Here is a 15560-nt window from a genome sequence, read left to right as displayed (position 1 = left end):
TCAGAGCCCTTCGCGGAGCAGATAGGCGTCGTGGAGGACGGGCTCGCCCTCGCTCGGTTCGATCCAGATGTCCTCGACGAGGTCGGATCGCGTGGCCAGGCGGGTCTGGACCGGGTACAGCGGGATGTGCCAGGCCTGGGCGGTCAGGCGCTCCTGGGCCGCCGAGTAGAGGGCGTCCTGCTGGTCCGGGTCCGTGGTGGCGGCGGCCTCGAGCAACGTCGCGTCGAGCTCCTCGTCCGAGGCCCGGGACACGTTCTGGCCGTTGCCGAGATCGAGGGTCTCCTGGGAGTACTTGATGTACATGACGTTGGGGGTGGGGCTGTTCCAGTAGCGGCCCTGGATGTCGTACTGCGTCGGATCCTTCTTGAGCGCCGTCATGGTGGAGGCATCGGTGGGGACGAGCTCGACCTTCACCCCGACGCGCTTCTGCATGGCCTGGAAGTTCTGGTAGATGGTGAGGTCCGCCGGCGGGGTCTCGCCGGGGTCGGAGTTGTAGGGGAACCGCAGCGACAGGGTCTGTCCGTCCTTCGTGCGGTACCCCTCGTCGTCACGGCCGGTCCAGCCTGCCTCGTCCAGCAGAGCCTCGGCAGCGGCCTCGTCGTAGGGGTAGGGCTCGTGGAACCGCTCGTCGTACGCGGGGGTGCCCGTGGAGATCGAGTTCCCCTCGTACGGGAACACGCCCGCATAGGCGCTCTCGACGATGCCCGGCGCGTCGGAGGCGTGCACGATGGCCCGGCGCACGCGGATGTCGGACAGCGCCGGGCCGGTGGTGTTGAGGTCGAGGGAGAACGGCACTCCGGAGTGGACGAAATCTTCGGTGCTGATCGTGGGATCCGCCGTCGCGGCGGGCACCGATTCGGGCGGCACGTTGAAGATCGCGTGGGCCCGGCCGGACTGCAGCGCACCGAACCGTGCGGTGTTGTCCTTGAGGAACCGCCAGGTGAGCTTCTCCAGATAGGCGGGGCCCTGGTGCTTCGCGTCGGCCGGGGCGGAGGTGTAGTGCTCGTTGCGGACCATCACGACCTCCCGTCCGCGCTTCCACTCGGTGACGATGAACGGGCCGGTCCCGACCGGGGACTGGCAGTTCTCCTCGAGGCCCCGCGCCATCGCCGTCGGGGACTCCATCCCGAAGAACGCCTGGGAGAGGACGGTGAGAAGCGGTGAGTAGGGTCGCTTGAGGTGGATCCGCACCACGTGCTCCGAGACGGCTTCGGCGGAGTCGAAGTAGGGCGAGAGGTACAGCAGATCGGTGGACGACTGGGTCGCGGGATCCATGATCTGTTCGAAGTTCGCGACCACCGCAGAGGCGTCGAAGGGCTCCCCGTCCGTGAACTCGACGCCCTCCTTGAGGGTGAAGTCGTAGGTGAGCCCGTCCGCGGAGATCTCCCAGGAGTCCGCGAGCCAGGGCACCACCGAGCCGTCCTCCTGCATCGAGACCAGCGAGTCGAGGTACTGGCGGGCGATGTACGTCTGCGGCATGTCCCCGGTGTTGTGGGGGTCCAGGCAGGTCGGTTCGCGGTCGGTGGCGTAGACCAGCTCCCCGCCCTCCTTCGTCCCGGCCGGCAGCGCGGCCGCGGGGTCGGCCGTTCCACAGCCGGCCAGCAGCATGCTCGCGCAGGCGGTGGCGGCAGCAGCTGCCAGGGATCGTCGTCGCACGGTCGTCTCCTCGGTCGATGGGTCACCACGGAACATAAGGTCAGATAAGGAGGGGTGAAAGTTTTGTGACGGCTCGCGAACGTGCGGGTCGGCGGCATGGACCGCACGACAGCGGGGCGTCACGGTGGTTCACAGGAGATGCGCGACAGCGCCCCGAGCACGGATCGTGCGCAGTGCCATCACCGCCCCCACGATCGGAGTTCCCGTGGCCCCCAAACCGCTGATCCTCAACCTGTTCGAGATGAACTGCGTCGGCCACATCACCCATGGCCTCTGGCGGCTGCCCGGGAACAACCGGCACCGCTACACCGACGTGGCCTATTGGACCGAGCTCGCGCGCCGTGCGGAGGAGGGCGGGTTCACCGCGATCTTCCTGGCCGACGTCGTGGGCGCCTATGACGTGTACGGGGGCTCCGCGGAGACCGCTCTGCGGGAAGGCCTGCAGATCCCCAACAACGATCCGATGATGGTGGTCCCGGCGATGGCCGCGGTCACCGAGCGCCTCGGCTTCGGGATCACCTTCTCCACCAGCTATGAACCGCCCTTCTCCTTCGCGAGGCGGATGTCCACGCTCGACCACCTCACCGGAGGCCGCGTGGGGTGGAACATCGTCACCTCCTATCTCCCCAATGCCGCCCGGAACTTCGGGCTCGCCGAGGAGATCGAGCACGACCAGCGCTATGAGATCGCCGATGAGTACCTCGAGGTCCTCTACAAGCTGTGGGAGGGCTCCTGGGACGACGGCGCCGTGGTGCGCGACGCGGAGAACAGCATCTACGCCGACCCCTCGAAGGTGCATCGCATCGACCACGCGGGGCCGAACTTCTCGGTCGCCGGCCCTCACCTCTCCGAGCCCTCCCCGCAGCGCACCCCCACCCTGATCCTCGCCACGGCGTCGCCCGCCGGCGCGATCCGGGCGGGGCAGAACGCCGAGGTCGTCTTCACCCACGGCCCGCTGCTGGAGAGGACCGTCCCCGCCGTACGGGCGGCCGCGGAGGAGGCCGGCCGCGATCCGTCCGATCCGAAGTTCGTCGTGCAGGCCGCCGTGATCACGGGACGCACCCAGGCCGAGGTCGACGCGAAGCTCGCGCAGTACCAGGAGCACCGCTCCACCGAGGGGATGCTGGTGCACCAGTCGGTGCCGATCCGCGCCCTGGACCATCCGCGGGAGCGCACGATCGCCGAGGCGCTCGAGATCGAGGGCCTGCCCGCCGACACCCCGGTGGGCCGCAAGGGCGGGGCATCCACCATCGGAGAGCTCCTCGACGCCGTCGACGAGGCCTGGCAGGACCGCTTCTTCGTGGCGGGGACGCCGGAGGTGGTGGCCGATGCGATCGAGCACTGGCTCGACGTCGACGGGATCGACGGCATCAACCTGCGCCAGTACCACTCCTATGACACGGTCTCGGACTTCGCCGAGCTGGTCTCGCCGATCCTCCGGGAGCGCGGGCGCCTGCCGGAGCAGGGAGGCACCCTGCGCAGCCAGCTCACCGGCACGGACACGCTGCCCGCGGCGCACCCCGCAGCGCGCTTCCGGGGCGCTTTCTCCGGCGTCGGCGTCTGAGGATCTGCCGCATCCCGACGGCGGACGGCCCGACACCCCGGCGCGTCCGGGCCTCCGCCGCCCCTCTTCCGTCGATCGACTCCGCAGGCGACTAGACTGACAGGCCCACTTATTGCGGATCCAAGGAAAACTGATGTCTATCACTGCCCCGCACGACACCCCTGCCGTGCACGTCCTGCATGACAACCCGGAGTGGATCCCGCCGTTCCGACGCGCCTTCGAGGCCGAGGGTGTCCCGCTCGTGGAGTGGCCGCTCGGCACCGGCACCCTGGATCTCGATGCCGAGCCGCCGGCGGGCGTGATCTGGTCCCGGCTCAGCGCCTCCTCGCACACCCGGGACGCTCCCCTCGCGAAGGACGCAGCACGCTCGATCACCGCGTGGGCCGCCTCCTGGGGCCGACGCGTCGTGGGCGGCCAGCACGTCGCCGACCTCGAGGTCAGCAAGGTCATCCAGCACGCGGCCCTGCGTCGGGCAGGGTTCGATGTGCCGCGCACCGTGGCGGTCTTCGGGCGCGACGGCCTCATCGACTCGGCGAAGGGCATCGAGGCCCCCTTCATCACCAAGCACAACCAGGGCGGCAAGGGACTCGGGGTGCGCCGCTTCGACGACCACGAGTCCTTCGACGCCTACGTGCGCGGTGACGACTTCGAGGAGGCGGCCGACGGGATCACCCTGCTCCAGGAGCTCCTGGTCGCCACCGAGCCGTCCGTCACTCGTGCGGAGTTCGTGGGCGGCGAGTTCGTGTATGCGGTGCGTGTGGACACCTCCGCCGGCGGCTTCGAGCTGTGCCCGGCCGAAGCCTGCGCACTGCCGGGCACCAGCGCAGGCGCCGATGACGGGGCGCGCTCCGGCGCAGCCCCCGAGCCGATGTTCCGGATCCGGCCCGAGATCACGGGCGAGGACCCGCTGATCCGCCGGTACCGCTCGCTGCTCGCGGACCTCGGCATCGAGATCGCCGGCATCGAGTTCATGACCACGGTCGATGGTCGCACCGTCACGTACGACATCAACACCAACACCAACTACAACCCCGAGGTCGAAGAGGGGCTCGAGCTCCCCGCGGCCCGACAGATCGCCCGCTACCTGGGTGGGCTGCTGCGCGAGGAGGTACGGAACACCTGAGGGGCTCGGACGGGAGAACGCCGCCTGCACCTCACCTGTTCCGCCATTTCCTTGCGGCGGCCCCGTCCGCGTGGAAAGGTGAGCTGACCCACGCGGTGCACTGAGGCCGAGCTGGGAGCTCGGTCCCGCCGCACGTCGAGCACGCAGGAGGTCATTCGTGAAACTGCCCTGGCTGAAGCCGGCCCTCGAAACCACCGGTCCGATCACCTCGGTCCACCTGGACACGACCCGGACGGATCCGCACGCCGCCGGCGAGCTGGAGGCACGGTGGGCCCGGATGCGTTCCGGCCTCTCGGCCGACGGCGCGCCCGCGGATCTCCTGGAACAGATCGAGGAGACGGTGCTGAGTCCCTCCCCGATCGGTGGGAGGAACGGCCGCACGATCCTCGCGACGGACACCGAGATCCTCGTGGACCGGGTGCTGCCGGTCCCGCCTCTGCAGGAATCGGCTCACCGCGGCGACCATCCCCAGCTGCTCCCGCTGCTGCAGCTCACCCCGTATGCGGTCAGCCAGCTGCTCGTCGTCGTGGACCGCGCCGGCGCGGACCTGCATCTGCGCGCCCCCGAGAACCCGTCGATCGCCCGTGGCCCCAACGATCTGGGCGCGGATGCCCACGTCGAGGGCGGCCACGACGAACTGCACAAGGCACGCCCGGGCGGAGCCCAGCACGGCTGGCGGGGCAGCAGCATCGAGGCACGGGTCGAGGACTCGTGGGAACGCAATGCGGAGGCCGTCGCCGCGACGGTTGAGCGCATCGTGCGCGAGCGCTGCCCCGACATGCTGATGCTGAGCGGAGACGTGCGCGCCATGGGTCTGCTCAAGGACGCCCTGGGTCGCGAGACCCGCGACCGTGTGATCGAGGTCCAGGGCGGAACCCGAGGCGTCGCCTTCGACCAGGGACCGTTCCGCACAGAGCTGGTGCGCACCGCCGAGGAGTTCGTCGCCACCCGCCTGCAGGACCTCGCGGACCGCTTCCGCGAGAGCCAGGCCCGTGATGGCGCCTCCGTCGGTGGATCTGACGAGGTGGCCCAGGCGCTGGACCGCGGGCAGGTCGATGAGCTCGTGTTCGTCAGCGGGCACGCTCCCCCGAGCATCGAGGTTCTGCTGCGCACAGCACTGCTCACCGACGCTGCGGTCGCCGCTCTCCCGGAGGATGCCGAGGGGATCCCCGAAGGCGTCGGCGCCCTGCTGCGCTGGCGCGACGGCAGCACCCCGTCCAACAGCATCGGCAGCATGACCGGAGACTCCCGGCGGGAATGAGGGTGGCACGAGGCGCCTGATAGGCCCCGCAACCACCCCACCCCCGGAGCACCCGACCCACGGAGCACCCGGCGACAAGGAGCAGATGATGCCCGACGCATGGAACGACAAGCGGGAACGCCAGTACGAGCACGTCAAGGAGGGCCTGGAGGACAAGGGCCGCTCGGAGGCGGAGGCCGAGGAGATCGCGGCCCGCACTGTGAACAAGACCCGCGCCCAGGAGGGCGAGTCCGAAGAGGCCAGCCGCACGTCGACCGAGGACAAGTCCCCGGCCGAGCGCGGCGGAGAGCACTCCCACTCGGGACCGCAGGGCCGCACCAAGGACCAGCTCTACCAGGACGCCAAGCGTCACGGCGTCGAGGGCCGGTCGTCGATGGACAAGGCCGAGCTGGAGGTCGAGGTCGAGAAGCGCGAGGAACGCTGAGGCCAGCACCGCGCCGCTGCAGTGCGCTGCACGTCGGTGCACTGCACGTCAGTGCACTGCACGTCAGTGCACTGCACTGCAGGACGGCACGACACAGGAGAGTCCGAGGATCCGGGGGTGAGCCTGAACGCTCCTCCCCCAGGATTCTCGGGCTTTCCTCAGATATCTCTGTAAACTTCAACTAGGCAACGGGGGAGTATCCGCCACGCAGCGCACGTCATCACGAGGGCCTCCACAGGCACTCCGGGCGCAGCGGCCCGTCGAGAACCTCGACGGGTGGAGAGACCCGGGTCAGTCACACGACCCGGAAGGCAGCTTCATGTCCGTACCACCTCTCGTCTGGATCCTGACGATCATCCTGATCGTCGGCCTCCTGGCTTTCGACTACATCTTCCATGTGCGCAAGGCGCACATCCCCACGATCCGCGAGGCCGCGGTCTGGTCGGGGGTCTACGTCGGCATCGCCCTGCTGTTCGGCGCGGCCGTGCTGGTGTTCGGCGGCGCCGACATGGGCACCGAGTACTTCGCCGGGTATGTCACCGAGAAGGCCCTCTCGATCGACAACCTCTTCGTGTTCCTCGTGATCATCGGCGCCTTCGCCGTGCCGCGCGAGGACCAGCAGAAGGTGTTGCTGTTCGGAATCACCTTCGCGATCATCGCCCGCTCGGGCATGATCGCGATCGGTGCGGTCGCGATCGATCGCCTCTCCTTCGCCTTCTACATCTTCGGCGCGATCCTGCTGTACACCGCGGTGAAGATGATCCTCGGCGAGCTCAAGCCCGACGATCCGGAGAAGGAGAAGAAGGACAGCCTCTTCGTGCGCCTGATCAAGGCGGTCCTTCCGGCGAGCGATGACTTCGACGGCGACAGGCTCTTCACGATCGAGAACGGCAAGCGCGTCCTCACGCCGATGCTGCTGGTCATGATCGCCATCGGCGGCACCGACCTGCTGTTCGCCCTGGACTCGATCCCGGCGATCTTCGGCCTGACCCAGAACACCTTCATCGTGTTCACCGCGACGGCCTTCTCGCTGCTCGGACTGCGCCAGCTGTACTTCCTCATCGACGGACTGCTCGACCGCCTCGTCTACCTCTCCTACGGGCTCTCGATCATCCTCGGCTTCATCGGCGTGAAGCTCGTGCTGCACGCCCTGCACGAGAACGAGCTCCCGTTCCTCAACGGCGGCGAGCCGCTGAACGTCCCCGAGGTCACCACGGGCCTCTCCCTGAGCGTCATCATCGTGACCCTCGCGGTGACCGTCCTCATCTCCCTGGTGTCCCCCAAGGGACGCGCGCAGGCCGCGGTCAACAACGCGCATCGCGAGGCCGTCGCCTACCAGGAGATGACCTACGAGAGCTTCGAGAGCCGGCGCGATGAGATGTACGAGCGGATGCTCGAGCACGAGCGGATCATCGAGGGGCTCCCTGCGAAGTTCCAGGACCTGGTGGTCTCTGAGCGCAACGTGACAGAGCTGCTGTCCGACGCCCACGCGGTCCATGCGCAGCGGGTGCGCTTCAACGAGCGGGGAGAGCGGTCCGATGAGCAGCCCGACGGCCTGCTCGTCACCCGGGAGGACGGCACGGTCGCGACCGATCCCAACGGCAACGTCATCACCGTCGCCGAGGAGGAGAGGGTCCGCGCGACCAAGAAGGCCAAGCGCCTTGAGCGCGAGCAGGCTCGCGCCGAGCGCGTGAGCTGACCCCGCACGGCTTCGACGGCTCCTCACGGATCATCCGTGGGGAGCCGTCCTCGTCCCCCAGGGAGCCGCGCACTCACCCGGTGCGTGCCACCCGGGTCGGACGGGGCTCTGCGGCGACGCGACGCACCGAGAGCACCAGCAGCAGCTGGGCGAGCATGTAGGTGCTCATCACCCAGAACCCCTGGACGGGCAGGGTGAGCACCCCGAAGGCGTCCAGGGCGATCAGGGAATCGGAGACGACGAAGACGGCGCCCCCGATGCCGGCGCGCGCGCCGAGGCCCGTCGCGAGCACGGCCATGATCACGATCGCCGCCGCATAGACGATGATCGCGGGCAGCAACGGCCCAGCCTGCCCCGCACACAGCGCGCAGATCAGCACGGCAGCGGCGACATACGGGACCAGCAGCGAAGGCCGCGCGAGCACCGAACGGTGGCGCCTGGGCCAGAAAGCCGCCGCATACAGCAGGTGCGCGACCAGGAAAGCCGCCAGCATCCCGACGAAGGACTGGCTCTCCGGCAGGAGACGGGGCACGGCATCCCCCACCCAGGACAGACCCAGAGCTCCCAGCGTCAGGACCACCAGACGGCCCCGCGGGGCCGTCGTGCCCGTCCAGAGCACCATGGCGAGGGCGGGCATCAGCAGGACCTGCGTGACGCCCGAGATCATCACCGCACCGAGCAGCTGGGCGCCAAGATGTACGGACGACACCACGGCGACGACGAGCAGAGCGAGCCTCATGGACGAAGCGTAGAGGGAGCCGGACGCGGTGGCCCAGGCCGACGGGGTGCGGAATACGGGGCGCGGGGAAGGGGTCAGTCGCCGGGCGCGCTCGGCCCGTCCCAGGTCCAGGTGTGGACGGGAGCATCGGAGGGAACGGCCACCGACGCAGCGGGATACCGGTTCAGAACGTCACGGGTCATCCAGGTCCAGTACTCCACGATCGCGGTGGCCGCAGGGTCGGGGATGCCTGCCTGGGCCACGGCGCGTGCGAAGACGGCGATTCCCGCCTCGTCGAAATCCTCGTGGATGCCGTTCCCCGCATGGAGGCGATCCATGTGTGCGGGCGCACCGTAGGACTCGGTGTAGGCAGAGGGGCCTCCGAGCGCCTGGGCCAGGTAGGTCGCCAGCCGCTCCTCATGGTCCGCGGCATACCCGTGGGAGAACGCGTGAGCCACCACCGGGTCGGTCACCGCCAGATCGTGCCAGCACCTCGCGATGCTCCTCATGGCGTCCATCCCGCCAGCGGCGTCGAAGATGTTCTGCTCCATGCGCCCAGGATATTCCTGCCGGGCAGGTCGGAGCGAAGAGACCGGGGCATCGGGGCCCGGCACCTGCGCGCGCGCTGCCCGTTCCGGCCCGCCTCCGAGGCCTGGCTCACGATCGTCGTGACCATCCCGTGACCTACCAGACACCGGGTGACTCAGGTCCCATCCCCGCTCCCACGTGCAGGAAGAGCATCATCGCCGCAGGTCAGCGGATCAGTCGAGCGAGCGAAGAAAGGTCATCCCTGCTTCCGGTCTATGTAAAGGCTCGGTCAGTTCGGGCCGACACCCTTGCTTCGAGGGGGGACCGCCCCCGTACGGTGGCCATCGTTCAGCAGACGCGAGATACGCGACGCGACGACCGTGCTATCCACGGGAGGCGCGACCCCCGCGAGATATGTGAAAGGACGTGTCTATGTCCCCGCACAACACACACGCCATTCGGACCCCGAAGACCGCCACGCTCCGCCGCAGCATGACCCGCACGGCTGTCGGCCTCGCCGGGGGCGCACTCGTCGCCACCGGCATGCTCGCCACCGGCGGCGCCGCGAACGCTGCCGGCGGCTGGGACAGCGTCGCCGCCTGCGAGTCCGGCGGCAACTGGTCGATCAACACCGGCAACGGCTACTACGGCGGCCTGCAGTTCTCCCAGTCGACCTGGGAGGGCTTCGGCGGCACGCAGTACGCCTCGACCGCCGACCAGGCCTCGAAGAGCCAGCAGATCGCCATCGCCGAGAAGGTGCTCGCCACGCAGGGCAAGGGCGCCTGGCCCACCTGCGGCGTCAGCCTCACGGGGGGCGCGGACACCTCCAACGCCCCGTCTGCGGACAGCGGCAGCTCCGACTCCACCTCGAACCGCGACTCCGAGCGCAAGGCCGATCGTTCCAACGATCGCAAGCCCGCCGAGAAGCAGGGCGACTGGAGCTGCAACGGCGACGGCATCGCGGACAACTGCGATGACAACGGCTTCACCAAGGAGACCGAGAAGAAGCAGCAGGCTCCGAAGCAGACCGAGCAGAAGCAGCAGGAGGCCCCGAAGCAGCAGGAGGCTCCGAAGCAGAAGGCTCAGAAGCCCGCCGCTCCGGCCGAGAAGCAGGGCGACTGGAGCTGCAACGGCGACGGCATCGCGGACAACTGCGACGACAACGGCTTCACCAAGGAGACCGAGAAGAAGCAGCAGGCCGAGAAGCCCGCCGCTCAGGCCGAGGCTCCCAAGCAGTCCGACGCCGGCTCGCATGCCTCCGCGGATCTCTCCGTGGCCGGCACGCTCGATGTCGACGGCAAGATGGGCACCAACACCATCACCGCCCTCCAGGATTGGCTGGGCGTGGAGCAGACCGGTGACATGAACGAGGAGACCACCCTCGCGCTCCAGGGCTGGGCCAAGACCGACCAGGACGGCAAGATCGGCGAGAACACCGTGGCCGGCCTGCAGCACGAGATCGGCGCCACCCAGAACGGCTCCGACGAGATCGATGGGGACACCGTGAAGGTCCTGCAGACCTTCCTGAACCTCTACTGATCCTTCCGCGGCGCACGCGCCGCACCTGCGGTCACACCGCACTCCCCCGGACGGCCGGGTCACCCTCAGGGTGGCCCGGCCGTCCGTCGTCGTGCCTCCTGACTCTGGGATCCGGGTTCCTGATTCCAGGTCCCGGGCGCCGAGCGCCGTGCTCCGGGTTCCGGGTTCCGGGTTCCGGATCGATCAACGGTCGACGCGCTCCTCGAGCACCACTGCACTCCACGCAGGGGTGCACACCCAGCCCGCGCGGCAACCAATGGCAACTTGGGCCATTCCACAACATGCAACACACAGCACTATTGAGATGACGACACCTCCGCCTTGCAGATGCACAGGTGAGAGACCCGCGATACGCGATATACCGTCTGCGCATCTCCTTGGCACCCGTTCCATCACCGTGCAACTCGTGGCAAGAAGCACCAGCTTTCACCCGTCGCGGCCAGACTCGAATCACTCGTTCCGTACGGCTGCCTCAGCCACGGCGACCATGGCGACCCAGAGCCTTCATCCGCACCGTGATGCGTGTGATCGCCGCGCCACTCAAGGATGAGACTGAAGGAGCACAACGATGAGCACCAATCACACGGGGACGCCGTTGCCGTCCGTATCGCCGCCGCCCGTCGGATCCACCGCCGTGGCGAAGCGCCCGTTCAGCCTCCGGGACAAGATCGGCTACATGTTCGGAGACTTCGGGAACGACTTCACGTTCATCCTGCAGTCCACGTTCTTCCTGATCTTCTACACCAACGTGATGGGCATCAGCGCCGCCCACGTCGGCACCCTGCTGTTCGCCGCACGCATCCTCGACGCCTTCACCGACATCGGCTCCGGCCGCCTGGTCGACACCCTGCGACCCGGGCGGAGCGGCCGCTTCAAGCCCTGGTTGCTGCGCATCATGATCCCGGTCGCTGGGGCCTCCTTCCTCATGCTCTCCCCGTTCCTGCAGGACGGCAGCTACGGCATGCGCCTGGCCTGGATGGTCGTCACCTATGTCCTGTGGGGCTCAGTCTTCTACACCCTGATCAACATCCCCTACGGCTCGATGGCCTCGGTCATCTCCAACAAGGCCGGCGAGCGCGCTTCACTGTCCGTGTTCCGCTCGCTCGGTGCGACGCTGGCGAATCTCGCCATCTCCGTGGTCCTGCCGCTGATCGTGTTCGTCCAGATCGACGGCCAGTCCGAACTCTCCGGCACCCGAATGATGCTGGCCGCCGCCGGCTGCGGCGTACTCGCCATCGTCTGCTACCTGATGTGCTTCGCCAACGTCGAGGAGCGCATCACGACCCCGCCGAAGCCCAAGGAGGAGCGCATGGGTTTCGCGAAGACGATGGGCACCTTGGTCACGAACCGCGCCCTGACCGGCATGATCGCCAGCTCGCTGTTTATGCTGGTCGCCTTCATGACGCTCGGTACGATCATGCCTTTCCTGTTCAACGAATACTTCAACGACGGCCAGCTGCTCAGCGCCGTGAATTTTGTGGGCCTCGCTCCGACCCTGCTGATGGTCCCCGTCGCGGCCAGGCTTGCCGGGGCCGTCGGTAAGAAGGAGATCGGCATGGTCGGCTTGCTGCTCGCCGTCGTCGCCGGCCTGGTGCTGTTCGTCGTGCGCACAGACAGTCCATATTTCTTCATGTTCGGCTACGCGGTGCTCATGCTCGGCGTCGCCTGCCTGAACATCCTGATCTGGGCGTTCATCACCGATGTGATCGACTTCCAGGAGATTCGCACCGGGGAGCGCAATGACGCGACCGTGTACGCCACCTACTCCTGGGCCCGTAAGCTCGGCCAGGCCGTCGCCGGCGGCCTCACCGGGTGGGCGCTGACGTGGATCGGCTACGTATCCACCGCCGGTGAGCACATCATCCAGACGGATCAGGTGCTCGACGGGATCTACTCCCTCGCCACACTGCTTCCGGCGCTGCTGCTGCTGGTCTCCCTGTTGGCGCTGATCTTCTGGTACCCGCTGTCCAAGAAGCGCGTCGACGAGAATGTTGCGACACTGGCGGCCAAGCACGAGTCCCAGAGCTCGCACTCCTGAACCCCGTCGTCGGCGGTCCTTTCGAGGGGTCAGCGACGACCTCGTACCCCCGATACCGCCAGCGCGGCACAACCACCGATTTCCTCGGCCCGCCCCGCGGGTCAGAACCTTTCACCGTAGACAGGAGACACCATGTCGGAGAAGACAGAGAAGTCAGTACGGCTCGGCATCATCGGACTGGGCGCCCAGGGCGGCATGTACGCCGGGCTGCTCGCCGACGGCAAGATCGAGGGCATGACCCTCGGCGCGATCGCCGATATCGACCCGGCCAAGAAGGACCTCGCCGCGGAGAAGCACGCGGGAATCCCCTTCTTCGACGACTACATCGCGATGCTCGACTCTGGCGACGTCGACGCCGTCGTCACCACCGTGCCGCACTTCCTGCACTCGGAGATGACCATCACCGCGATCGGCAAGGGCATCCACACCCTCACCGAGAAGCCGGCCGGCGTCTACACCAAGCAGGTCGAGGAGATGAACGACTTCGCGGCCGCTCACCCCGAGACCACCTTCGCGATCATGTTCAACCAGCGCACCAACCCCGTCTACACCGACCTGAAGGAGCTCATCTCCTCCGGTGAGCTCGGGAAGCTGCGCCACACCTCGTGGATCATCACCACCTGGTGGCGCCCGCAGGGCTACTACGACCAGTCGGCATGGCGTGCGACCTGGGGCGGCGAGGGCGGCGGCGTGCTCGTGAACCAGGCTCCCCACCAGCTGGACCTGTGGCAGTGGCTGTGCGGCACCCCGAAGAAGGTCTTCGCGAAGCTCGCCTTCGGCTTCCAGCGCGACATCGCCACCGAGGACGAGGTCAATGCGGTCGTCGATTTCGGCGACGGGGCCACCGGCAGCTTCATCACCTCGACGAACGACATCATCGGCACCGACCGCCTGGAGATGCTGTTCGACAAGGGCAAGGTCGTCGTGGATGCCTCGAAGAAGGTGACCATCACCCGCCTCCAGGAGGACGAGCGCTCCCTGAGCGACAAGATGACGATGCAGGACGTCGCCAAGCTCTTCCGCGGCGAGATGGACCCCTCCGAGGTGTACACCGTCGAGGAGAAGGACTACGAGTCGGCGTGGGGCCAGCAGCACATCGCTGTCCTGACCAACTTCGCCGCGCACGTCAACGACGGCACCCCGCTGATCGCGGACGGCGCCGAGGGAATCAACGGCGTGCGCCTTGCCTCGGGAATGCAGCTGTCGGCGTGGACCGGTCGCGAGATCGACCTGGTCGACTACCCGGCCGAGGAGTACCTCGCCGAGCTCAACAAGCGCATCGAGGCCGAGGGCACGTTCCCCGTCCGTTCCTGATCGCGCAGCGGGCCCGGGGAGGCGAGCACCAGCACGCCTCCCCGGGCCTGCACCGAGTGCACACGGCCGACCACGGATGACGTCCGTCGGCCGGACGACCACCCCACCACCCGGGCCGCGCGCCGCTGGCGCCGCCCGATGACTCCCAGGAGAACTCTCATGCCCGTGCTCGGACTCCAGCTCATGATGCTCAAGGACCAGATCAACGAGAAGGGGATGTACGAGGTGCTCCGCGATGTGCGCGAGCTCGACATCGACGCCGTCGAGGTCTCCCAGGTGGAGATGACCGACGAGCTCATCGACGACCTCGTGCGCGGCAAGGCCGACTTCGACGTCGAGACCGCCGCGATGAGCGCGTCGATCGCCCCCGGCGGCAACGGCTTCGCCCTCGAGACCGAGTTCGACCGCGCCGTCGAGGCCTGCCAGAAGACCGGTTCCCGCTTCCTGCGCATCGGCATGATGCCGTTCGGCGCGATGACCTCGAAGGAGGCCGCTGAGGAGTGGGCCGCCTCCGTCGAGCCCTACGCCGCCCGTCTCACCGAGCAGGGTGTGACGCTGTGCTATCACAACCACCACGTCGACCTCATCCAGTTCGACGGGGAGCGGATCTTCGACATCGTGCGCCGGGTGGCCCCGTCCCTGCTGTTCGAGGTGGACCTCCACTGGGTGCAGCGCGGCGGCATGGCTCCGCTGGACATGCTGGCCGCCTACTCAGGCGCCTGCAAGCTCATCCACGTCAAGGACTTCCGGGTAGCCCCGCTGGACGCGGAGGTCTACCGAAAGTTCGAGGCGAAGGAGATCGACATGAAGGAGTTCTACGGCGCCTTCCTGTCCCTCGGTCAGTTCGCCGAGGTGGGCCAGGGCAACATGAACTGGCCGGAGCTGCTGCCGGCGGCCGAGAAGGCCGGCGCCGAGTACTTCCTCATCGAGCAGGACGACACCTACGGGCGCGACCCGATGGACTGCATCCGCGACTCCCGCGAGTACCTGAAGTCCATCGGGTACTGATCCGGCCCGACGCCACAGGCCACGATGCCCGGCACCTCCCTCTCGACGGGCGGTGCCGGGCATCGTGCTGTCCTGCTCTCTCCGCGTCGTCGCGTCGTCGCGTCGTCACGTCGTCACGTCGTCACGTCGTCGCCTCGTGGCGTCTCCACCTCATCGCGCCGCCGCCTCATGGCGTCGTCGGCTCTTCACGTCGTCGGCCTCAGGCGGCAGGCAGCAGGTAGGTGCGGATCTCGCGGATCTTCGCCGTCTTCGTGGCGCCCGCGAAGCGGATCACGTGGCAGAAGTCCACGCGTTCCTCACCACGCACGAGATAGCCGTCGCAGGCGGCGTGCCGACCGTGACTGAGGACGGTGAGGATCTCGCCGTGGTCGGCGTCGAACGGCGGCGGGACGATCGCGCCCTTCGGGCTGTCACTGGCGCTGTCGTTGGTGCTGGTGTTCTTGGTGTCGCCGTTGCTGTCACTGCCGGCAGTGTCCCCGTCAGCGCTGCTCGCGGCGTCCCCCGGATCCTGCGCACCGACCAGGATCCAGCGGGCGTCGACGGCGAGCCACTCCTGCACAAGGGCGTCATCCCCCGATGCCCAGGCCGTGATGACCTCGGCGACGAGCGCCATCCGTGGCGAGTTGCCGCAATCCGTCGCTGTCCTCAGATCCATGCCTGACACCCTAGGTGGGCTCTGCATCCGCGT

Annotated in this window: 13 protein-coding genes; 9 read left to right on the top strand and 4 right to left on the bottom strand. The window is 68.0% G+C overall.

Annotated elements, in window-relative coordinates; all coding sequences use genetic code 11:
* The gene (locus tag INT49_RS11710) at positions 1 to 1656 is read right to left on the bottom strand and encodes an ABC transporter substrate-binding protein (protein ID WP_319021595.1); all 1656 of its coding nucleotides are present in this window, start codon (positions 1654 to 1656) and stop codon (positions 1 to 3) included.
* Positions 1657 to 1861: 205 nt separating this feature from the next.
* On the opposite strand from INT49_RS11710, the gene INT49_RS11705 reads away from it, so the two are divergent.
* The 5 genes from INT49_RS11705 to INT49_RS11685 all read left to right on the top strand — a co-directional run bounded on the left by INT49_RS11705 (position 1862) and on the right by INT49_RS11685 (position 7727).
* Positions 1862 to 3220 (top strand): NtaA/DmoA family FMN-dependent monooxygenase, encoded by a 1359-nt coding sequence (locus tag INT49_RS11705; protein ID WP_193117926.1) that lies wholly within the window; start codon positions 1862 to 1864, stop codon positions 3218 to 3220.
* 133 nt (positions 3221 to 3353) lie between these two features.
* Positions 3354 to 4343, top strand: coding sequence for an ATP-grasp domain-containing protein (locus tag INT49_RS11700; protein ID WP_193117925.1), 990 nt, complete (start codon positions 3354 to 3356; stop codon positions 4341 to 4343).
* 157 nt (positions 4344 to 4500) lie between these two features.
* Positions 4501 to 5604: a baeRF2 domain-containing protein gene (locus INT49_RS11695; RefSeq protein WP_193117924.1), complete on the top strand. Its 1104-nt coding sequence runs from the start codon at positions 4501 to 4503 to the stop codon at positions 5602 to 5604.
* An 88-nt stretch (positions 5605 to 5692) separates the two neighbouring features.
* On the top strand, positions 5693 to 6028 hold the full coding sequence (locus tag INT49_RS11690) for a plasmid stabilization protein (protein ID WP_193117923.1): 336 nt from the start codon (positions 5693 to 5695) through the stop codon (positions 6026 to 6028).
* Between the two features lie 319 nt (positions 6029 to 6347).
* On the top strand, positions 6348 to 7727 hold the full coding sequence (locus tag INT49_RS11685; RefSeq protein WP_193117922.1) for a TerC family protein: 1380 nt from the start codon (positions 6348 to 6350) through the stop codon (positions 7725 to 7727).
* Between the two features lie 73 nt (positions 7728 to 7800).
* Here INT49_RS11685 and INT49_RS11680 read toward each other — a convergent pair whose 3' ends face one another.
* Positions 7801 to 8466, bottom strand: coding sequence for a lysoplasmalogenase (locus INT49_RS11680; protein WP_193117921.1), 666 nt, complete (start codon positions 8464 to 8466; stop codon positions 7801 to 7803).
* A 74-nt stretch (positions 8467 to 8540) separates the two neighbouring features.
* The gene (locus INT49_RS11675; protein ID WP_193117920.1) at positions 8541 to 8996 is read right to left on the bottom strand and encodes a globin domain-containing protein; all 456 of its coding nucleotides are present in this window, start codon (positions 8994 to 8996) and stop codon (positions 8541 to 8543) included.
* 469 nt (positions 8997 to 9465) lie between these two features.
* On the opposite strand from INT49_RS11675, the gene INT49_RS11670 reads away from it, so the two are divergent.
* The 4 genes from INT49_RS11670 (at position 9466) to INT49_RS11655 (ending at position 14872) form a co-directional block, all read left to right on the top strand.
* Positions 9466 to 10512, top strand: a complete 1047-nt coding sequence (locus tag INT49_RS11670) for a transglycosylase family protein (protein ID WP_226850359.1) — start codon at positions 9466 to 9468, stop codon at positions 10510 to 10512.
* 568 nt (positions 10513 to 11080) lie between these two features.
* Positions 11081 to 12550, top strand: a complete 1470-nt coding sequence (locus INT49_RS11665; protein WP_193117918.1) for an MFS transporter — start codon at positions 11081 to 11083, stop codon at positions 12548 to 12550.
* Between the two features lie 132 nt (positions 12551 to 12682).
* Positions 12683 to 13864, top strand: a complete 1182-nt coding sequence (locus INT49_RS11660) for a Gfo/Idh/MocA family protein (protein ID WP_193117917.1) — start codon at positions 12683 to 12685, stop codon at positions 13862 to 13864.
* A gap of 159 nt (positions 13865 to 14023) precedes the next feature.
* Positions 14024 to 14872: a sugar phosphate isomerase/epimerase family protein gene (locus INT49_RS11655; RefSeq protein ID WP_193117916.1), complete on the top strand. Its 849-nt coding sequence runs from the start codon at positions 14024 to 14026 to the stop codon at positions 14870 to 14872.
* Positions 14873 to 15071: 199 nt separating this feature from the next.
* Here the strand turns inward: INT49_RS11655 and INT49_RS11650 are convergent, their stop codons facing one another.
* Positions 15072 to 15527, bottom strand: coding sequence for a hypothetical protein (locus tag INT49_RS11650; protein ID WP_193117915.1), 456 nt, complete (start codon positions 15525 to 15527; stop codon positions 15072 to 15074).
* Between the last annotated feature and the right edge of the window lie 33 nt (positions 15528 to 15560).

Origin of the sequence: Brachybacterium tyrofermentans, from assembly GCF_014897585.1 — a bacterium.
Lineage (GTDB): Bacteria > Actinomycetota > Actinomycetes > Actinomycetales > Dermabacteraceae > Brachybacterium > Brachybacterium tyrofermentans.
The sequence above is the reverse complement of the archived record's forward strand: the minus strand, read 5'-3'. Positions and strand labels throughout refer to the sequence as shown.